The sequence below is a fragment of the Xenorhabdus bovienii SS-2004 genome, assembly GCF_000027225.1.
Lineage (GTDB): Bacteria > Pseudomonadota > Gammaproteobacteria > Enterobacterales > Enterobacteriaceae > Xenorhabdus > Xenorhabdus bovienii_C.
Genome location: NC_013892.1, coordinates 3,813,233 through 3,832,304 on the forward strand (window position 1 = coordinate 3,813,233; position 19,072 = coordinate 3,832,304).

Annotated in this window: 29 protein-coding genes and 1 tRNA gene; 2 read left to right on the forward strand and 28 right to left on the reverse strand. The window is 51.0% G+C overall.

What is annotated here, in order from left to right; translation table 11 throughout:
* Positions 1–202: 202 nt before the first annotated feature.
* From XBJ1_RS16790 to XBJ1_RS16815, 6 genes are read right to left on the reverse strand one after another with little or no spacing between them, the layout of a single operon-like run.
* A complete protein-coding gene (locus XBJ1_RS16790; protein ID WP_012990233.1) occupies positions 203–550 on the reverse strand; it encodes a phage tail protein in 348 nt (115 codons plus the stop codon).
* Complete coding sequence (locus tag XBJ1_RS16795; protein ID WP_012990234.1) at positions 547–1,014, reverse strand: hypothetical protein; 468 nt, start codon at positions 1,012–1,014, stop codon at positions 547–549. Before XBJ1_RS16795 ends, XBJ1_RS16790 begins: the two co-directional genes overlap by 4 nt.
* 21 nt (positions 1,015–1,035) lie before the next feature.
* A complete protein-coding gene (locus XBJ1_RS16800; protein WP_012990235.1) occupies positions 1,036–1,440 on the reverse strand; it encodes an HK97-gp10 family putative phage morphogenesis protein in 405 nt (134 codons plus the stop codon).
* Positions 1,433–1,825: a hypothetical protein gene (locus tag XBJ1_RS16805; RefSeq protein ID WP_012990236.1), complete on the reverse strand. Its 393-nt coding sequence runs from the start codon at positions 1,823–1,825 to the stop codon at positions 1,433–1,435. The genes XBJ1_RS16800 and XBJ1_RS16805 overlap by 8 nt, the downstream gene beginning before the upstream one ends.
* On the reverse strand, positions 1,812–2,138 hold the full coding sequence (locus XBJ1_RS16810; RefSeq protein ID WP_012990237.1) for a phage head closure protein: 327 nt from the start codon (positions 2,136–2,138) through the stop codon (positions 1,812–1,814). Before XBJ1_RS16810 ends, XBJ1_RS16805 begins: the two co-directional genes overlap by 14 nt.
* Before the next feature lie 9 nt (positions 2,139–2,147).
* Positions 2,148–2,450, reverse strand: a complete 303-nt coding sequence (locus tag XBJ1_RS16815) for a head-tail connector protein (protein WP_012990238.1) — start codon at positions 2,448–2,450, stop codon at positions 2,148–2,150.
* Positions 2,451–2,535: 85 nt separating this feature from the next.
* Here XBJ1_RS16815 and XBJ1_RS21925 point away from each other — a divergent pair, with 85 nt between their 5' ends.
* On the forward strand, positions 2,536–2,742 hold the full coding sequence (locus XBJ1_RS21925) for a hypothetical protein (protein WP_162467458.1): 207 nt from the start codon (positions 2,536–2,538) through the stop codon (positions 2,740–2,742).
* A gap of 25 nt (positions 2,743–2,767) precedes the next feature.
* Here XBJ1_RS21925 and XBJ1_RS16820 read toward each other — a convergent pair whose 3' ends face one another.
* The 15 genes from XBJ1_RS16820 to XBJ1_RS16890 form a co-directional block, all read right to left on the reverse strand.
* Positions 2,768–3,772 carry an IS110 family transposase gene (locus tag XBJ1_RS16820; RefSeq protein WP_012987226.1) on the reverse strand — a complete coding sequence of 335 codons (1,005 nt, stop codon included), beginning with the start codon at positions 3,770–3,772 and terminating at the stop codon, positions 2,768–2,770.
* A gap of 105 nt (positions 3,773–3,877) precedes the next feature.
* Complete coding sequence (locus XBJ1_RS16825) at positions 3,878–5,101, reverse strand: phage major capsid protein (RefSeq protein ID WP_012990239.1); 1,224 nt, start codon at positions 5,099–5,101, stop codon at positions 3,878–3,880.
* A 9-nt stretch (positions 5,102–5,110) separates the two neighbouring features.
* Positions 5,111–5,710, reverse strand: a complete 600-nt coding sequence (locus tag XBJ1_RS16830; RefSeq protein ID WP_012990240.1) for an HK97 family phage prohead protease — start codon at positions 5,708–5,710, stop codon at positions 5,111–5,113.
* Entirely contained in the window at positions 5,703–6,932 is a 1,230-nt protein-coding gene (locus XBJ1_RS16835; protein WP_038199412.1) for a phage portal protein, read from the reverse strand. Before XBJ1_RS16835 ends, XBJ1_RS16830 begins: the two co-directional genes overlap by 8 nt.
* Entirely contained in the window at positions 6,922–7,083 is a 162-nt protein-coding gene (locus XBJ1_RS22065; protein WP_012990242.1) for a hypothetical protein, read from the reverse strand. Before XBJ1_RS22065 ends, XBJ1_RS16835 begins: the two co-directional genes overlap by 11 nt.
* Positions 7,080–8,810, reverse strand: a complete 1,731-nt coding sequence (locus XBJ1_RS16845; protein ID WP_012990243.1) for a terminase large subunit — start codon at positions 8,808–8,810, stop codon at positions 7,080–7,082. The genes XBJ1_RS22065 and XBJ1_RS16845 overlap by 4 nt, the downstream gene beginning before the upstream one ends.
* Positions 8,807–9,301: a phage terminase small subunit P27 family gene (locus XBJ1_RS16850; RefSeq protein WP_012990244.1), complete on the reverse strand. Its 495-nt coding sequence runs from the start codon at positions 9,299–9,301 to the stop codon at positions 8,807–8,809. Before XBJ1_RS16850 ends, XBJ1_RS16845 begins: the two co-directional genes overlap by 4 nt.
* Positions 9,302–9,549: 248 nt before the next feature.
* Positions 9,550–10,131, reverse strand: a complete 582-nt coding sequence (locus XBJ1_RS22680) for a hypothetical protein (protein WP_012990245.1) — start codon at positions 10,129–10,131, stop codon at positions 9,550–9,552.
* Positions 10,128–10,478, reverse strand: a complete 351-nt coding sequence (locus XBJ1_RS16860) for an HNH endonuclease (RefSeq protein WP_038199413.1) — start codon at positions 10,476–10,478, stop codon at positions 10,128–10,130. The genes XBJ1_RS22680 and XBJ1_RS16860 overlap by 4 nt, the downstream gene beginning before the upstream one ends.
* Before the next feature lie 4 nt (positions 10,479–10,482).
* Positions 10,483–10,842 (reverse strand): hypothetical protein, encoded by a 360-nt coding sequence (locus XBJ1_RS16865; RefSeq protein WP_012990247.1) that lies wholly within the window; start codon positions 10,840–10,842, stop codon positions 10,483–10,485.
* 87 nt (positions 10,843–10,929) lie between these two features.
* A complete protein-coding gene (locus XBJ1_RS16870; RefSeq protein ID WP_012987272.1) occupies positions 10,930–11,295 on the reverse strand; it encodes a hypothetical protein in 366 nt (121 codons plus the stop codon).
* 947 nt (positions 11,296–12,242) lie between these two features.
* Positions 12,243–12,428 (reverse strand): Rz1-like lysis system protein LysC, encoded by a 186-nt coding sequence (gene lysC, locus XBJ1_RS20275; RefSeq protein WP_038199422.1) that lies wholly within the window; start codon positions 12,426–12,428, stop codon positions 12,243–12,245.
* Entirely contained in the window at positions 12,391–12,771 is a 381-nt protein-coding gene (locus tag XBJ1_RS21050) for a hypothetical protein (RefSeq protein WP_012990251.1), read from the reverse strand. The genes lysC and XBJ1_RS21050 overlap by 38 nt, the downstream gene beginning before the upstream one ends.
* Positions 12,768–13,166: a M15 family metallopeptidase gene (locus tag XBJ1_RS16885; protein ID WP_012990252.1), complete on the reverse strand. Its 399-nt coding sequence runs from the start codon at positions 13,164–13,166 to the stop codon at positions 12,768–12,770. The genes XBJ1_RS21050 and XBJ1_RS16885 overlap by 4 nt, the downstream gene beginning before the upstream one ends.
* The gene (locus tag XBJ1_RS16890) at positions 13,153–13,479 is read right to left on the reverse strand and encodes a phage holin, lambda family (RefSeq protein ID WP_012990253.1); all 327 of its coding nucleotides are present in this window, start codon (positions 13,477–13,479) and stop codon (positions 13,153–13,155) included. Before XBJ1_RS16890 ends, XBJ1_RS16885 begins: the two co-directional genes overlap by 14 nt.
* 141 nt (positions 13,480–13,620) lie before the next feature.
* Between XBJ1_RS16890 and XBJ1_RS16895 the strand changes: the two genes are divergently transcribed.
* Positions 13,621–13,914, forward strand: a complete 294-nt coding sequence (locus tag XBJ1_RS16895) for a DUF1883 domain-containing protein (protein ID WP_012990254.1) — start codon at positions 13,621–13,623, stop codon at positions 13,912–13,914.
* Here the strand turns inward: XBJ1_RS16895 and XBJ1_RS16900 are convergent.
* The 7 genes from XBJ1_RS16900 to XBJ1_RS16930 form a co-directional block, all read right to left on the reverse strand.
* Positions 13,903–14,070 carry a hypothetical protein gene (locus tag XBJ1_RS16900; RefSeq protein WP_012990255.1) on the reverse strand — a complete coding sequence of 56 codons (168 nt, stop codon included), beginning with the start codon at positions 14,068–14,070 and terminating at the stop codon, positions 13,903–13,905. The genes XBJ1_RS16895 and XBJ1_RS16900 overlap by 12 nt on opposite strands.
* A gap of 205 nt (positions 14,071–14,275) precedes the next feature.
* Entirely contained in the window at positions 14,276–14,539 is a 264-nt protein-coding gene (locus tag XBJ1_RS16905; RefSeq protein ID WP_012990256.1) for a hypothetical protein, read from the reverse strand.
* 59 nt (positions 14,540–14,598) lie between these two features.
* Positions 14,599–14,674 (reverse strand) — tRNA-Phe (locus XBJ1_RS16910).
* Positions 14,675–14,783: 109 nt separating this feature from the next.
* The gene (locus tag XBJ1_RS16915) at positions 14,784–15,563 is read right to left on the reverse strand and encodes an antitermination protein (protein WP_012990257.1); all 780 of its coding nucleotides are present in this window, start codon (positions 15,561–15,563) and stop codon (positions 14,784–14,786) included.
* 2 nt (positions 15,564–15,565) lie between these two features.
* Entirely contained in the window at positions 15,566–16,420 is an 855-nt protein-coding gene (locus XBJ1_RS16920; RefSeq protein ID WP_012990258.1) for a hypothetical protein, read from the reverse strand.
* Positions 16,420–17,400 (reverse strand): DUF7146 domain-containing protein, encoded by a 981-nt coding sequence (locus tag XBJ1_RS16925; RefSeq protein WP_012990259.1) that lies wholly within the window; start codon positions 17,398–17,400, stop codon positions 16,420–16,422. Before XBJ1_RS16925 ends, XBJ1_RS16920 begins: the two co-directional genes overlap by 1 nt.
* Positions 17,397–19,028, reverse strand: a complete 1,632-nt coding sequence (locus XBJ1_RS16930) for a DEAD/DEAH box helicase (protein ID WP_012990260.1) — start codon at positions 19,026–19,028, stop codon at positions 17,397–17,399. Before XBJ1_RS16930 ends, XBJ1_RS16925 begins: the two co-directional genes overlap by 4 nt.
* Positions 19,029–19,072 lie beyond the last annotated feature (44 nt).

The window sequence follows — 19,072 nt, forward strand, 5'->3', positions numbered from 1 at the left end:
GCCTCACACTGCGCCTGTTCGGTATCGCGGGGAACTGGGACGGAAACAGGCAGGGCTTCACCCGGGCGGGGTCGGTTTTTCAGCCGGTAATACGCCTGCCACTCATTGAGCGTAGACGCAGGCAGGGACAGGATCTGATAGGGGTCTATCTCGCCGAGCTGCTCTGCGAGGGTAAACGCAAAATGCAGCAGCGGCGACCGGGTTAGTTTTTTTCGGCGTCCTCCAGCGTACCGATGGAATGCCGTTTCACCAGATTAATCGCCGCAATAATGGTGGCGTTATCGTGGGTATCCATCAGTTCTTCGGCTGTCGGTAAATCCCCGGCCGGGATCGGCTTACCTTTGTCATCCACCAGGCAATCCAGCACAATCTGGACATTCAGTCGGGAGGCTTCACGGCCATTGCCGGCCTCACTGAGTTTTTCCACGGCGTCTTCCAAATCCATCAATTCGGTAGCGGTCATACGGCGAAGGTTGACGGCGGTACCGAAAATCTCCACCGCTTTCACATGGGCGCGCGGGGCTAACAGGGCGGCTTTCAGGTTTTTCATGATTCACTTCCTTTGGTGAGGGTTGTGGCGATACCCCAGACGAGGTTGTTTTGTTTGCCCTTGACCGTGATTTGAATCACTTCACTGGCGGGGGCGTTGATGTCATTCATCTCCCAGCCGGAGAGCGCCAGAATCATGGTCGCCGTGCGCTTGTTCGGCAGGCCGATGTAAAACTGGACGGTTTCGCGGCGCTGGGCTGCATTCAGGAACGCCGTAAAATCGACGTTTTCAGGATCATCAATGAAACCTAATGATTTCTCGGGGCCTTCCGGCATGTCGGAAATAAATTGTTTGTTGGTGTCCATCAGCGTGGTGCAGTCGATAAAACCGCCGGAAAGACCCGTTGCGCCCAGCGCCTTACAGTTAATCAGGAATTTCATCTGATCAACGGTATCGCCGGGCTTGCCGAATTTCACAATCGTCCCCGCAGGCAGGACGGCATATTCGGGTGATGATGTTGCCATGGTGTATTACTCCAATGAAGGTTATTGACTGTAAACGGACAGGGCAGCGCGGATTTCTGCCGCGAGCACCTTTAAAACGGCGGACTGGTTGTAGTCCAGAGCAGGGCGTATAAACGGTTTAGGGACTTGTTTAATCGTCCCCATTTCCTGCGCTAATGCTTTCATCCGGTGAGCGTTGGCGGGGCCTACAGTGATCATTACCCCGCCCTTGTACTTCTTGGACTTGGCTGAACGGATCTGAATGCTGTCCCGCAGATGCGGCCCTTTGGCCTTTTTGTCATACCCGGCATGGGCGACCATGTCTTCTTTCACGATTTCCATCGCGGCTTTCCCGGCTTTACGCAGAATTTGGGTCTGGAGGTCGGTTTCCAGTGCCTGTAACTTGCGCCCCAGTTCTTCAAGGCCGGAAAGATGCGTGCTAATCATCGGGCACCTCCGCATAAGTGATAATAAAGTCACGGGTGATACGGTAACGTTTCTGATTTTCGGTCAGCTCTTCCATCGCCTGATGCAGTGTCCCGCGTGTCACCGCCTGCACCGGATAATTCCCGATATGACCATGCCGGACGGATTCCCATGCGAAACGGATTTTTTGCTCAATCTCTGCGGCTTTCGGGTAATTATTCAGGGTAATGATCCCGATCTGAAAGCGGGCTTCGACCAATCGCGTGGCCGCCAGTCCGGTATTGAATTTCGGGTCACTGATACGCTGGTAAGTGATCCCCTCCCTCACTGTGGACGGGAGTATCAGCGGATAAACGGGCAATAGCGTTAGCCGCTCTAAATCGGCCTTGAGTTCACGCTCTATCATGACGCACATCGGCCTCCGTGGTGATAATGGCGCGGTCTTGCCGGTTACGGTCAACCGTACGCACGGTAAAGAGCCGCCCCTGATGCTCAACCAGCCAGTTGGTGTCAATATCTGCTCTCGGCCTGACTGTGAACTGCTGAACCTCAATCACTTGTTGCTGATCGGCGGTACGGATTTTGCGGTTGGACATCGCCTCCGCCCGTGCCCACGTTTCGCTGGCATACTCGGATGTCACGGTTTCCGTCCCATAATCATCCCGTGTCACAACGGGGCGAAATAGCTTAATACGATGGCGCAGTGAACCCGCCTTCATGATGACCTCCTACAAGGGAATATAACGGTAAGGCTCCAGCAAGGACTTGAAACCTGCGGGTAAGGTCTGCGCCTCCCGGTTTTCATACCAGTACCCCACCGTCAGCATAATCGCCAGTTCCACATCCTCGGAGGCCAGCAGCCCGTCGGGATCCGTGTCCGGCACAACGTCGTCATAAAGACGGCGGTTCAGGTAATTTTCTGCCCGTTTGATGGCCGCACGGGCGTAAGTGTTCAGCAGACTATCTTCCGCGTCATGGTGGCTGTCGATACGGCATTGCTGTTTGAGTTTTTCCACGGTGGGAAAAGGCATCTTGCCTCCTGACACCTGCGACCTTGAGATCGCAGGCACAAAAATCTATGGTCCCCACCTTTTTTGCAACACTGATTTTTGATTGATGTTGGCTTGCTTAAATCTATCCGGCGTCACTATGGGCAGGGATGCCCGCGCCTCGATGAGTTCCGCACCTGATAAGCCTAAAAAACCGCACGGCTTCAGAGAGCCATTTTTTATGTCAGGATTCCATCAGGTCGATAAGCCGTTCATGTCATCAATAATCAGTCTTCGCAAAACCAGATTGGGAACTGCTTTAATTAACGATTAACCTGCCAGTCAGACTGGCGTCGTCGTTACCTTTCGAACACAGTTTGCCGTGTTGTGATTGCCCAGGCTATCCGGGCTAATTTGTTGGCCAGCGCACAGGCCACAACATTTGAGTGTTTTCGCTCAAGCTGAGCCTTTACCCATTCAGCCAGCCTTCCTGACTGATAATCGATTCTCTGGATAAAGACTCTGGCGCACTGGACAAGTAACCGTCGCAGATTTTTGTCTCCGCGTTTACTTATCCCTAAAAGCGTATTTTTGCCACCCGTGCTGTACTGGCGTGGTACCAGACCGGTTGAAGCAGCAAAATCCCGGCTACAGCCATACTGCTTACCATCGCCCAGCTGCGATGATAAGACGCTGGCAGTTATCGGACCCACGCCCGGTATTGTCTGAAGACGCTGTCCTGTTTCATCACGTCTCAGCTCCTGCTCCAGTGCCGTCTCAAGCTCGGTGAGCTGTTCGACAAGATAAAGATAATGGGCATGTAAACGCATCAGCAACTGTGCCAGATAGGGAGGAAGTTCGTTCTCTGCCAAGACGGTTGAAAGTCTTTTTATCACGGCGGTTCCGATCGGCATACTGATGCCAAATTCCAGTAAAAAAGCGTGCATCTGATTAGTGGTTTTAACCCTGTCTCTGACCAGTGATTCTCTGACCCGATGCAGGGCGCGCATAGCTTGTTGCGCCTCTGTTCGTGGTTGCACAAATCGCATGGAGGGACGAGATGCAGCTTCGCATATGGCTTCAGCATCCACAAAATCGTTCTTGTTGCTCTTTACAAAAGGACGAACAAATTGTGGAGAAATCAGCTTCGCTTCGTGACCAAAAGCAGCGATCCGGCGAGCCATAAAGTGAGCACCGGCGCAGGCTTCCATTACAACAGTCGCTGATGGCGATCCCGCTAAAAACTCCATCAGTCTGGCGCGGGTAAATTTTTTACGCAGCAGGGCCTTTCCTGATTTGTCCTGACAGTGAACGTGGAAAGAATGTTTGCCGAGATCAATACCAATAAGCGTAACGTTTTGCATGATGGTCTTCTCCTGAAAGAAACACCCTGCCAGCATACCGCTCACAGGGTGGTGGGGACCATCTCATTAACCGCTTCACGCGGCATGGGGTCACATCCGGTCAGGTCAGGCCGCGTTGCTGCCGCCTTTCCCGACCAGCGCTTTGATGGCCGCCGTGTCTTCCAGAATGCAGTCGAAACGGTGGAAGGCCAGAAACGCGGTCTGGTCATAATCGGCATAACGCTCAACCAGCCGTCTCAGGGTCATGTAAGTGACACGGCGGACAATAAAGCGGTTAAAGTCCCCACAATAGATGAACTTATTGCCCGCCCCCATGTCGGCAATCGCCTGATCAATCACGTAAGGCACCCCCAATACCGTGGAAGGCACTACCCCGGCAATTTCGGGCAACCACAGCGGGCGGTTCTGGGCATCCTCCATCTCGGTGATGACTTTCAGCGTGCTGTCATTGAACGCCCAGCGGAACGTCCCCGTATTGCGGTAGGCGGGGTCAAGGGCATGTTTCAGGCTGTTCATGTCTTTCCAGCTAAACTTGGTTGCTGCGTCTACCGTGCCCGTGACCGAGGTTTCCAGACCTTTGGGCTGTTGCGGACTGCCTGTCCCGGTGCCTTTCACCAGATATTTGGCCTCACCGCGTCCGATGCGCTGGGCAATACGGGCGGCCAGATAGGCTTCCATATCAATACCGGAGTCCAGCAACAGTTCATTGGACACCCGGATGATTTTGGACGACAGTTTCTTCGCCCCCAGTGACTCAGTGCCGAACAGCGTATCTTCTTCGCTGGCCGCCGTGTTTTCACCCAGCAGCTCACCCTCTTCCGCCGTGCCGTCCGCCGTCGCCCATTCGATGGTCTGCCCGGTGGAGGTGCTGAGGATTTGTGCCACGCTGGCAATGCCGCCATAGGCTTTCATCGCCTCCACCACCTTATTGAGCATCCGTGTGGGGACGGTATAGCCGCCTTTCTCGTCCGGCGTGGTGCCCTGTGCCCGCAATTCTTTCAACGCCTGACGCTCTTCGCTGCTCATCTCCCCCAGCCCGTGACGCAGGAACCGGTCAAATGCGGCGGCGCGGCGCTCTGCCTGCTCGGTTTCGGGGTTGCCCGGTTGTTGACGCTGCTCCGGCTCCGTATTGTCCACCAGTTGCTGGTCTAGATGGCGTAATTCCTCCTCGCGCTGGATTTGGGCGTCAATGCTGTCCAGTTCGGTTTTCGCTTTATTCCATTCGGTGCGCTGCTCGTCTGTCCACGCGTTATCCCCGATTTTGTCATGCAGGGTGCGCATTTGGGCGGCGATGGTGTTACGTTTTTGTTTTAATTCATGCAATTTCATACTCACATCCTATCGATTCAATAAAGTCAGAAGACGCTCACGCGCCCGTTTTTCGTTAATGGCTTTCTGGCAGATACCGCTGCTTCGGGCTTCTTTCCAAGCATTCAGGGATCGAACCGCCGAACCCGCTTCCTGATAGGCGGGGTAGGTCACCGGACTGACATCATACAGCCGTGAAAATTTGTGGATTTCGCGGATAACGATCCCTTCCTCATCCTCGTACCAGTGTTCACCATCACGGGCGACCCGAAAGGCAAACGAACTTTGGTTAATATCACCACGTTGCATGGGGGCCAGCACCAGATCACGAATGGTCTGTGTGTCAGGCGCGGCGATGTCGTACTGCAAGCCACGCTCATCCACCGAGACCGTTAATGTTCCTGCTGTACTGCGTCCTAAAATAAAATTAGGATCATGGTTAAACAGCCCCCGAATATCATCATTCAGTACCTCGTCAAACGCGCCGGGTTTAATAATTTCTCTGAATCCCCACAACGGCTCAGAGCGGCTATTGAACACCGAACCGTAACCAACAATGCGCGTCGGCTGGTTTTCCAGTTGTTCAGCACGTACCTCACCGCTGTAACAGCGCATTTCTCTGTCACTCATCGGGTTTGTCCTCGTGTTCAGGTTGGTTGGGTTGATTGCCGTTAACAGGATTGGCGGCATTGACACTGACCAGCATCTCGTCCAGCCCGTCCACCGGGTTCATGTCTTCAAAGGCGCGAGCCTCGTTGCGACTCATCCAACCATCGGTAATAGCAAAATGGTAGAACTGCGCACGTTCCTGCGGTGTACCGCGCAGTAATCCGGCCAGATTGAAGCGAACATAGAACCCCGCTATCCGTTCCTGCCGGGTAAACAGGCGACGGTTCAACTCTTGCTCCCAGTTCACCACCCACGGCATGACGGTATGGCGCACAAACTGGATAGCCTGATTGCTGATATTGGAAAACGTCGCTTTTTCCAAATCGTTAATCATGTGAGCGGGAACGTTAAATATGCCGGCAATCATGGAGCGATTGAGTTTCATCATGTCAATCAGCTGCGCGTCCACCGGGGAAACGGTCAGCGCTTTGTAATCCAATTCAGCGGGCAGCAGCATGGTTTTGTTCTCTTCGCTGCGCAGGGAAGCCGCGGCTTTTCGCCACATCAGTTTGAGCCGTTCCCAACCCTTATCACTGATTTCCCCTTTTACGGACACAATGCCGGCCGGACGGGCATTGCCGCCAAAAAACGCGCTGGTATATTTTTGTCCGCTCATGCCCATACCGATAGTTTCCGCATGTTGCAGGATGGGGCTTAAACCCATTTTCTGATTATTACCTAACGCGCGGATGTGGATCATATCATCGGGACTGATAGCGAAATTGCCCTCGTCGTTATAGACCCCGTAGGTGTAGCGTCCACCTGTGTTCAGCAGGGTGGTTTCCCACGGCATGCAGGCCTCCAGTGCAATCACATCGCCTTTTCGGTTGCGTTTCACCCACGTATAGCCATTGCCCCAGCCGAGGACATGGCGCTGCTTCAGTTCGCGCCATTTGTAGCTGGTTTGCCAGTCGTTCGGCTCATCATGGGTCAGATAAAACGCCGGATGTTCCCGCGCCATCTCAACCGATTTCCCGGTCTTGCGCATCACATGCAGGGGCATCTGTGCCACTGACGAGGCCAGTACATAAATACAGGCATAGACCGCTGCCAGCTTCATGGACGTTTCGGGGCTGACATACACATCGGCGCTGAACAGGCCGTCATGCTCGGCGGCCTCGGCCGTGAGCGGGGTCTTCGGGTTTTCCAGCGATTCACTGCGGAACAGGGCATCAAGCAACATGTTTCCTCCGGCGGGCGACGGTCAGGGCATAGGCAATCAACAAAACGCCCCCGATGATCAGGGTGTTTGCCAGCCCATACTTAAGGTAACAGCCGGCCAGCACTGCCCCGACACCCGCCAGCGCAGTGCCATCAATCAGTAAATTTTTCATAACATTAAAAGGTCATCCGGATCGAGGTTGGAAAGAAAGTCGGGTTCTTCATGCAGGATGGCGCGGCCCATCGCCATAATCAGGGCGACCGCCCCGTCAATTTTGCTGTCTTTTTGCTCCTTGATGGGGCGCACAATGTCATCATTCCCGCCCATGGTTTTCCCCACGACATTACTGATACACCATGACAGGATGGGATGACCGTCGTGATGAAAGCGCCCGGACTGGATAGCGGCTTCCAGCTCTTTCATCGGGTCACTCATGTGGGTGAAGTTCTGGGTAATGATGATGGGGTTAATGCCCTCGTCCGCCAGTGAGTGAGATAAACCCGTTGCCCCAAAGGGATCAATCGGGGCCTCATTAACCGGGTTCAGGTGACAGGCGAGTTTGGCTTCTTCAAGGATGTAACGGTAATCCACTTCTGCCCCCTCAGTCACGGTCAGCAGATCCATTTCCACCCACTTCTTAAAACGTTCAGCGGTACGGCGGTTCTCGGTCTGCTCTACGCTGTACACGCTGTCATACGGCACCCAAAAACGCGGGGCAATACTGTAGTAATGCCGCTTACCGTCAATCTCGCGGACAAAAAGCCGGGCCATGCTGTTCATGTCCAGCTTACGGGCAAGGTCAAACGCCAGAAAACAGGGTTGACCCTCAAATTGCTCTAAGGTGAGCGTCGTGTCTTCACACTGCTTCCAGCTCAGCATATTGAAATAAGCTTCCCGGGCAGACACCCAGATATTCAGGTGCTTGGTTTTGAAGACGCTGGCTAACCGGGGGTTATTCAGGGCGCGCTGCTGCTGACTGAGCAGAAAGTCCGCATAGATTGACACGCCCATATTCGGATTGGCTTTCCGCAGTACGTCCGGCGAAGTCCAGTCGTCCCCGTCGTCCACGGTGTAAATCACCCCGAACAGCTCCTCATTGGGCACATTGCCGGACAGTATCTCTATCACTTCACGGCGCTTGTCATAACAAGGCCCTTCAATGTTGTAACCCGCCGTGGTAATGGCCCACATCAGGGGCTGGCGGCGTGCCCCCATCCCCGTCAGCATGGTGGTGTAAAGATCATCGGTGTCATGCTCGTGGTATTCATCGACAATCGCGCAGCTGGGCGACTGCCCGTCACCGGGATTGCCGATCAGCGGTTCAAACCGGGCACCGTCTGCCGGGCGGTTCAGGTTGGAGGCATTCACTTCAATGCCGAACGCCTCAACCAGCATCGGGGTGCGCTTGCACATCAATCGCGCAGGCCGGAACACTTCCCACGCCTGTTTCTCCGTGGTTGCGCCGGAATACACTTCCGCCCCGAATTCGTCATCACAGGTAAAGCAATAAAGTGCCACGCCCGCCGAAATCGCGGACTTGCCATTTTTACGGGGAATTTCGGTGTAGACTTCCCGAAAGCGGCGTAACCGGCTGCCCTTATGCACCCAGCCAAAGACCGAGCAGATAATAAACAGTTGCCACGGCTCCAGCGTGATGGGCATGCGTTTAAATGCCCATTCCCCTTTGGTGTGGGGCAGCAATTGAATAAATTTGGCGGCCTGTTCAGCCCGATCTTTATCGAACCGGTACTTAAACCCTGTCGTCTTTTCCTGACTCAGGTTATCCAGATGCCGCCGGCAGGCATCTTTGACATGGCGGCCTGCGTCAATCTTACCGCGCACGACATCACGGGCGTACTGGCTGGCCGCATTAACATTGGGGTAAGATTTACGGCTCATGATGAGATCATCCTCATGAAAGGGTTGTCAGTTTTGGCCTTGCCCGCAGCGCCCATCAGACGCTGACGGCTGCTGGGATCTAACCCCAGCAGGGAGCCGGTCGTGTCCATTTCGGATTGCTGTTCTTTTTTGGCAGTCAGTTCCGGGTTTTTAATGGGTCCCCCGGTCGCACCGGTTACCGTGTTACCCTGTTGGGCAATATTGATAACCGCCTTGCGCCAGAACTGATACGCCACACACCAGCGTTCCAGTACAGCGAGATCCGTGACACAGAGTAACCCTTGGGTGCACAGCTCTTTGCTGGTCAGTTCCCACATCACCGCCGCCAGAGGCATTTCGTTTTCCATAAACCAGTCCGGCGGGGAAACCCCGGACAGGGGCGTAAAGGCCGGCTCATCCCGGTTTAGTTTTCGCTTGCCCGGATTGCCTGCCAGTTCTTTTCGTGCCGTCGGCTTGGGGCGACGACCTGATCTGCCCGCCGTTCCAGCCATACTCAGAACCTCCCGTATTCAAAAAACAGGGCAAGAGGGATAAAAAAGACTCCCGATTTAAATTTCATTTTTCGCGGGGATAAAAAAAGACTTAGGGAGGCGGTCCCTTGGGGCGAGAGTGGCAGGGATTTGACCCGCCCCTCCCCCTACGTGACTATTGCTTGTGAGATCATTTTATATTTAAATTAAAATCATCTCAGGGTAGCAGTCACCATGACCATTGCACTTGATATGATGCAATGATGAGATCAAATATAAATGTCGACCCCCTCACCCGCCATCTCATCAGTTACCGTGAAGGTTACGTTCAGTGTGGGGTGAACACCCTCAGAGTGAGTTTCAATCACGACCTGCTGCTGGTTCGACAGCAACATGCCATCCACGCTCAGGGCATAACCCTTGAAGTGACCACCCTTATACAGGCGTGACAGTTTCACCTGCTTTGGGGTGTCCGCTTTAACTGGATGGTCTTTTAGCTCTAACCACTTCTCAGCTCGACTAATGCTATTAAAATACATCCTTTCGGGCTTTAAAAAGCTGCACATCATATCGAGTGCGACACGAATATGACGCAGGGTTTCTGTTGCATAGGTGTGCGAGTCAGGCTTTCTATCCCATCTCTCTAGATAATCTATGCGATAAAGAATGAAGTTAATCTCTATATCAACCATTCGAACAAACCACTTTGGCGCGTCCTTTTCCTCACACTCAAATCGACGCATTTTAAGTTGCTTCATTTGATGTGATTTTTTAATAGCGGTTGCATAGTTCTTAGCAAAGATTGACGCCTGTTCTTTGTTCTGAGGTTCTGGTAAGTCAGGTAATATCATTTGTTACGCTCCGTTGCGGTCTTCGCCCTATGGCAAGACCAGCATAATAGAACCAGATTTGTTAACGCATCCGTGCCACCGTGTGCCTTGGGCTTGACGTGGTCAACAGTCACGCCTGTCACTGCCCGGCCATGGCGTAAGCATTGCTGGCATAAGTGTTTATCTCTCGCCTTGATGGTAGCTCTGAGCTTGTCCCACTTGCTGCCATAGCCGCGTTCATGTCGGCTCTTGCCTTGCTGATGGTTCTCCCAGCCGGTGTGAAGGTGATCGTTGCAGTAGCCACTTCGGTCAGTGGTGGTCTTGGGGCAACCCTGCTTGCGGCAGGCTCTCGGTATTCTTGGCGGCATCACATCACCACTTGGAGAACAATCCGCCTCGTTCACTCTCACGGGTGACGAACTGGCGTATCTCTTCACGGATTATCTGGCGGAGATGGTTATCATTATCCTTTATTACCGCTTGGGGTATGACCGCCTCTTTCATGTAAACCTTTCCGGTTACATCGAAGACCTTGAAGCTATCGGCAGCAATTCCAGCCTTAGCACCTGTATCTACTGACAGTGTCATACCTGCGTCATAGCGACGACCATTAATGCGATCCACTTGTTCAGCGATACGCTTTAGTTGTGTCTCAAGCTGGTTCAGTGTGTCAGTGTCATATTTGATACCAACAGTGATGTCATATGTTGCCGTGCCTGTACTTTGTGTCATGTTCTGTTCTCCAAAAAGAAAATGCCACCCTGTTAACTGATGGCCTTATTGATAACCTACTCTGCACCTTTATGTAGCAGTTCCACATCATCGTCTTAATAACGCAGAGCCGGGAAACCCATCAAATGGCAATGGTTTTAATTTCTCCAAATCTTTCTTAGTTGAAGGATTTAGTTTTATTGATGGTTCTCCTGCCTCCTGACACCAGATATTAAATTCGTGTACTGCGTGCATCAGGTCACTGTCCACAAGGGCAATATCCTTCATCTGACTTTGCATGAGATCCCTGTCAAACTCGGCAATTTCAGGTATCCGGTAGCCATCACTAAATGTCAGCCTTGAAGTTTCATCTCTCAGTTTATAAACACATTGGTGCCTTCGCGTGTGTAAAGCCTCTATCTTTTCTCTTAACACCTTACAACGCCCAATCGCTTCATAGTTCAGTTCTGTCATAGTGACCTCTATATGTGTGGTTAATCCAATATCCGATTATCGGACTTTGCTTTTCTACATAGCGATCACGACTCAATGAATCATGATGGCAATACAGGCCGTCTCTCCGGCTGTCACACCGCTTCTTCTGCCTACAGCGGATGTTGCTGATAATGACTGTCTGGGGCATTGATTATTTTTGATTCTGACCTGTACGCTCGATGCAAAGGGAACATGTCATGGCTAATACAGGCAGACGGCGATAACCCGACGCAGTGAAATGCAGATACAAAAAAGCCACCAGCGTTAACTGATGGCATGGGGTATTCCTTTAACCACTCAAGGGAATGGGTAAAGGAATATTGGCTTTAGTTTCAGAGAGTAACTAATTGTTAATTATTATTCGCTTGTTGTTGCGTGAAGATGGGTTTAGGAATTGCTGTAATTAATTATGTTGTTTTTGTTGGAGGTGGTTATGCCGATAAACCCACGAGATCCATTTAGAACCAGTTATCCCCTTGTGAGAAGCAGACGAGCTTTCCATGCCCAAGTGGGCACTACGCATTCACAGACTCATTTTCTCGGTGCTGATATTCTTGACGTATATTTAGAGTACTTAATTGTATGCAGATTCTTAAGTGCAGATAGTACCGGAGTTTTAACCATTAAAGCGAGGTTTCTCGACTTGACTTATGAACCTTATATTAATTTACCAAATGTAGAAAAATATCTATTCCTGCTTGGATTTACTCCCACTCTCGCAACTAGCGGAGTTAAATATACACAGACACGTTACTCAAAGGTTCAGAGCTTACCCGATTATGAAAAAAACGTTTTACCCGCAATAAAACAATTGTGGGCTGCGAATCCCCCATATTGATTTCCATTGAACAGGTATAAGGATAACAAATCTGATTACTCAGAGTCTCACCGACACTATGCCCCAATACACTCCTGCCACCCCAGAATCATTTGCTCTGGGGTGGCTTGCTCTCTTCTATTTCCCGTATCGCCTGTTTATCCAGATTGCACTGCTCAATGACCGTCAGTAACTGCTCATTCAGCAGCAGACTGTCACTCCATGTCATTTTGTCGGATATGGCCGGAGGCAGACAGTCAGCGAGCAGATGTGCCGGAATGGGTATCGGTGGCACCGGAACGTATTCGGTTTGTATGCTGCTGCAACCGGATAACAGCCCCATCAGGCACAAGGCGATTGGCACAATCATGACTGACAACAACCGCTTTGATGGCCGCTTTAGTCTGCTCAGAATCCACGGCTGACCGGCTCCGGCTTTCGCTATTAATTCGTGAGATATCATTGAATATCCTGACAGTCTGAAAGGTATTGGCGGTCATGACTTGTTGATGCTTATACTTCGTGTCCAGCTCGCTATAATCTTGAGCCTTTTGCTGATACTCACTGTAAAAGAACCAGAGCAGACCGGAGACAACCACCAGAGCGCCGAGGGTGAAGTGCTGGCTGTTAAATTTCATGCCAGTATCTCAATATGGGGCGCATCCAGAAATTTAGCCGGCTTATCATTGGGATTGTTCGTCCAAGTAATGCCAAACCGCAGTTTGATCCCCCGTTCTTCACCCGCCTGACGCATCGCATTCAATACCGGAAGCCAACAGGTATAATCATTCCAGTCAGCCCCCACCGGAAGCAGGTCGACCGCATGGCCGGTCAAATGGCGGGAGTTCATTGTCCGGCTTTTCTTTTCAGCAACCAGTTGCGTTTGGCGCTCAAGCGTTCTGAGGCCTTCAATCACGGTGAAATCGACCGGAGATAATGCCAGCGCACGACGAACAACTGCCACCAAGTCAGGATGAATGCCCTTAAGGTTATTTTCACTGCGTTGGCTTAACTTGAAGTTATTCGTTGTCATTGCTGACCCCCGCTCTTTTCTCTGCCGACTTACGCAGCAATTGACCAATAAAGTCTGTCCCCAAGTAGCCAATCACCACACTGCCGATGTAGGCCAGGTCAGGATTCAGACCCATGAAATTTAATACGTCACGAATGAACCACGCGAACATGGCACACATAAAGGCGTCGATTGAAACCTTTACCCAGCCGCCACCGTTATAGCGACCGCGAAAAAATGCCATCGTTCCGGCAAGAGTTGCCCAGATGCCTTGCTCTCTTACCGATATGAGCCACTCTCCGAGGTGTACCCATACATCAGGATTCTCTTTCATCTTCATATTCCACCCCATTTGAACAATGGGCGTCCGTGGGGTGAGCTATGGTCGCCCCTGTGAGTTAGTTAAAAGTAATAAGTTGATACTTAAGGTATGTTGTTAGATCAGCCAAAGATTAATCAACTGGAGGGATGGCTGATGACCTCTTACCTAAAGGAAGGTGAAATGTCTTACATTCACAGCCGAGAGTATCTAAAAGATGGCAATGTCGTGTCTGTCCAGTGTAGCCATCAGATAAACGTATTGGTTATGGATGACAACCAATACAGTAACTACAGGAATGGACGACAATATCGCTATTATGGGGGTTTTTATAAACAATTTCCTGCCAATATTATTCCCCCTCACTCTGGTTATTGGAATGTTGTTTTAGCTATGCCGCCTGGATATAGTGCCAATATTAAGCACACTATCAGTGTACTAAACGCATAAATATTCAGCTTTAGCCTGAAATAACGCAGCTTCAAGGGCGGTAATGATTTTTTGCTGTGTACCGTCCTTTATGTATCCAGTTGAAGCCATTCCCTCACCTTTTTCTTCATCACGATACCAGACCGTTTCGCCATTAAGTTCTATTGATACTTTCATTTATGCACCTCTAATGCGTGGTTGTGGACTCAACACTACTGTAAATGGATTAAGAACTCATTTTAACTATTGCCATTTGTAGCATCAGGCTTACAAACCAAGTATGCCGACCGCAATAGGAGATACGGAGGTACGGGAAGTGATTGCGGCGGCAAATTAGGTAATAAGCAATATCGAGCGCCCAGAGATAGACGCTCTGTATTGGTTACTGTATGGGGCCAGCTACAAGTCCACTTCGGCCTCGACAGACCGTGCGAACAGTGTCACCCGTCAGAGTGGTAATGTAGGCTTGGTCTGTTTTTTTGATGTCGTGATTAATCAGATTGCCGTTCTGGCTATGCTCGACACGGGCAATAACATTATCAGCGACATCTTTCGGGAAAAACTCCAGACGGTACATGTCTCCCAAGATCCATGACTCTTCTACTGAACGACCGTTTCTTTCTGTGATTAGCTTTAATGCGTACATGGTTAATTTCCTCATTGCGTAGGTAACAAAAAAGGCCACCTAAGTGACCTTCGATAATTTGGTGGAACCTCTCGGAATCGAACCGAGTCCTGATGCTCTTCAGGCATCCGCGCGAACCCTCTACGCCAAAGTTCCAGATGTGAAAAAGCCCCGCACTGGGCGAGGCTTAGAATTCGGAGTGAGTATAGTTACAAGTTCCCACTATTTGGAGATATTAAGCCAATGCCGGACAAAAAGCAACGGTTTATTTTGTCACCTCATTGAATGCAGCTTCGGCACGCTTCTCTTCCGAATAGCACTTATCCACCAGCACCCTATAAAAGGGTTTCCAGTTCCGCCGCCATGTTCTTTCGTTAAGCTCGGGTAAATAGGCCTTGATTGCCGTATAAGCCACTGATGATGGCACTCTGCTGTAACCCCGACCTGAGCATCGGGGGCAAATCTTATCAACCGGTACGCCCTGCAAGGCGGTCTTTTCCTCATCGACTACGACACCGCGCCCCTTGCAGCGACAACGACTTGACAGCGTACCCTTACCATTGCACTTCTGGCAAAGTTCACCCACTTGCTCTTTTTCAATCCACGGCGCCATAATCACTTCACCGTCCGCACGAATAATGCCGGGATGTTTTTCAACTTCTTTTATGCCGTAGATAAGCCCTTTCCCGCGACATTCCGAACACTGACAAGTAGACGCCGCTGAACGGGCATAATCTTCAAACGCCATCTTCGATAAGATAACCAGACAGGGCCCCAGTTTATTCCCTGCTGCTTTGGATATCAGCTTAGGAACAGTTCGCCTTGCGTATCGGGTCAGTTCTTCTACCGTACTGAACTTGTCTTCTTCACTGACCTCGTTCTTGGCAAAAAACGCCGCCATGCCGAACTTGGCTTGTGATCCCGCCATCCCCAAAGCCGCTGCGGTATCCATCCCTTTCATTCTGTCCGGTGCGGTACTGGTTGACGCATCACTGAACGTCGGTGTTTTCGGGTGAAAGTGTTTTAATGCTGATTCGAGTTTCATTATTATGCTGTCTCCCCCACCAGATTAAGAATAATCCTGTCCGTCAACTTACGATCATGGAACCGTTCTTCTTCCAGCACCCACTTACAAACGTCGATAGCCTCCTGACGGTTTACGGCTTGGATAGTGACCAGCTTCCCTTCAAGATAATCTTGTCTGTCATAGATGTGATACCTATCACTATCACCGTATCCGCCCGGATTAAGTTCTTCGGCCGCGACATTACGCATCTGATATAACCAGTCCCAATAAAGGAACTCACGAACAACATCAGACAAGGTGTGCGGTTCGGGGAGTTGTTCAGCAAACCCTTTCGCCGTCGCCTGACGCAATTTATCCGTTTCACAAATGCGATCACCGTGCATACACCCTTCCGCCCGTTCTGTTTCATTCCAGTAGTAGAAAGGTTCATAAATGTCTGCCAGCTCCCCCACCAGCATTAATTTCTCCGGTTCGGTCAGTTCCAGTGTGGCTTCATAGCTAGCAAAAGCAGCCCTCACCTGACTGGCCTTTTTGATTTGCTCCTTCGCGCTGTTTATATAACCTTGCGGGTTATCCATACTCAGGGTGCCAAAGGCTATCTGAAAAGGATGTGCACCCGATTTCATCAGGTAGTCAGAATATTTCTGCTGGGCTGCCTTGGGGGTGATTTTCAGCTTCTTCAAGCCTTCCTCGGCGGCCTCAAGGTGGGCGGGTTCATTGGTCTTGATAACCTCCAGTACCCACAGGTAAGCATCCACCTGTTTATTGCCGGTGATCTTCCGCTGAACAGGTAATGGTTTTACGGTCGCCAGCGCCGTGCTGTAACGAGGCTCAGGGATAGTGAAAAGGGTTTTGTGTGCTGTGTTGTCCATCATTATGCTGTCTCCCGCTGCTTTTTCATAAATGTCAATTCTCTGGCCTGATCCCCGTTCTGGAGCAGGTCGTTAAAATCCCCAAAATCAGGCCACCGGACACTGACCTTGTCTAAGTCGTTATTCGCCAGTAAATTCTTGTGCGCGCATTTCATCGCAGCGGCATGACCTGTGGCGCTCCAGTCCATGTCAGTGAAGATGATTAAATGCTTAACGCCCCGGGGAGTGAGAAACTTCTCCATGTGTCCGGCATTCATCGTTGACCACGTATTCACCCCATAAACCTGCTTACAGGACAGTGCCGTCTCGATGCCCTCAGCGATGCCCAGCGTGGAAGCCACAGGGAACATCCGAATGGCCACCGATTCAGCATATTTGAGATAGTTGTCTTCCTGTAAAGACATCATCTTCTTGGTCACATCTAAAGGCGCTTTCCGATCCCCGTCCAGATAGGTTCGGTGCAGGTAACACAATTGACCGCGTGAGTCTGTCGCCAATGCCCACATCGCCTGATAATTCCCTTGGCAGGTCGGCTGCTTTTCACAGAAGCGGATTTGCTCAAGGGGGTGATGGCTGTAAATCTCCCGGCTTTGAAGGTATTTTTCCGCTGAGGTGCCTTTCAGTTCCGGCATGCGTGAGTAAAGGGTGATTATCTTTTGGCGGTTATCTGCAACCGTGCTTGCTTTAGGTTTGGGTGTGACCTTATCGCGCTGGATACCCAATAGCTGATCAATCTCATCCGCCAGCACCTTAAATTCTTTTTTCTGCGTCAACCTGAGCAGTGCCCAGCCGTCCCCGGCATTGCAGGTACAGATGAATGTTCCGCGTCCGTCACGATCATCAATGCGAAACTTGCCTATCTGCTTACATATCGGACACTTTCCTTTAAAGTGCTTCTTGCCTGTCACGGGCGGTAAACCGTAGTATTCGAAAACTTTAGGCCAGTGGCCAATAACGGCATCGGTCGTATTTATTCTGTTCACAGCCTGTCTCCCTGATGTGATGATCTGCCTAATTTTTCACGGATATCACTGACCTTCTGACGGGCAACCTCAAGACGCATTTCCTGCTGCTCGTTGCTGGATGGTTGCACCTGTTCCGCTTTCTTGCGGGACTTCGCGAAGGCAATTTGTTTGTGCTTGATGAAATTACTGACTTCGGGGGTCATCTCTTGTGGGGTGTCATGGAGACCGCGAGGCCAAACGTCGAACTTGTCTTTAAAGGTGTTGGATACCCAACCGTCACTGATGGTCTTACCCTGTGAGGCGCGCTGGTTCTGGTAATACTTCAACTGCGAGTAGAAACTTTGCTTTTCGGCCTGTGTGTAGATACGCTCTTTCTTGCTGAGTTTCTGGATGGTGCGACTGGTATCGACATCAATGTTTTCACCCACCAATGGCTTAAAGCCACACTTGGGGCAGACATAGACCCCTGCTGGCTTCATGTAATGACAGGAGGAGCATTCTTTCGGTAACTTCTCCCGCTTTTCCTGCTCCCGGTAGCTGGAACTGGATTTCATGCCGTCATTCTTGCTGGGCAGTTCGTCGTATTCGATATCATCGGGGTAGCCGAGACGGTGGACAGAGCCGGAGTGATCCAGAATGATGCATCGGTCTTTACCCCTGGCAGTACGCAGGCCTCTGCCGATTGACTGCAACCAACGGATTTCCGACTTGGTGGGACGGGCGTAGATAATGCAGCGGACATCACTGTCAAAACCTGCCACGAGAACGCCGATATTGACGATGATTTTCGTTGCACCCTGCTCAAACCGATGGATGATCAAATCCCGTTCATCATGGGGCGTGTTGGCGGTCATGATCTCAGCATTCACTCCAGCGCGATTGAATTCGACCGTGATAAAGTTGGCGTGGCTGACATTGACACAGAAGCAGATAGTAGGCTGATTTTCGCCCAGCTTGAGCCAGCTACTGACCACATCCCCGACCAGATCAGCCCCGCACATGATTTCGGCTATCTCGTCTTCCTTGTAATCGCTGCCGTAGTCGTCACTGCGGGCAGACTTCACCTTGCTTAAATCGGGCTTGGTGGGGGCGTAAAACTCGTAAGGACTCAGGTCGCCACGCTGGATTAACTCTTTTATCGTGGTGGGCTTTATCAGCTTCTGATAATAGTGACCGAGGAACGGCGAGAAAGGTGTGCCGGATAATCCCACCACCTTACAATCTGTTTCAGAGGTCAACCGCGTAATCTCTGTCAGTATCTTTTTGCGTTTCAGGTGCGCTTCATCAATCACCAGCAAGTTAATGTCTTCGGGAAAGTCACGGCGGATCAGCGTGTCAGCCGACGCAATCTGAATCAGCTTTGACGGGTCTTGATTGGGGTGGTCACGCCAGATATAGGCGATTTCATTCTCCGGCAAGCCATACTCAATAAAGCGCTGGGCAGTCTGGTTGATCAGGACGGTGAACGGGCAGATCATCATGACTTTTTTGTTTTTTGAGACAAAACCGTCAACAATGAATGCTGACAGGGCGGTTTTCCCTGCTCCTGTGGGAGCATACACAAGAAAGCTGCTGTACTTTTTCCAGTCAGCCCTTAAAAGATTTAACCCTCTTTCCTGTGCGAAGTTAGGGGTGATTTCTAGCATGACGTCACCCCCTGTTTATTTTTTATAGTAACCGTGCAATACTT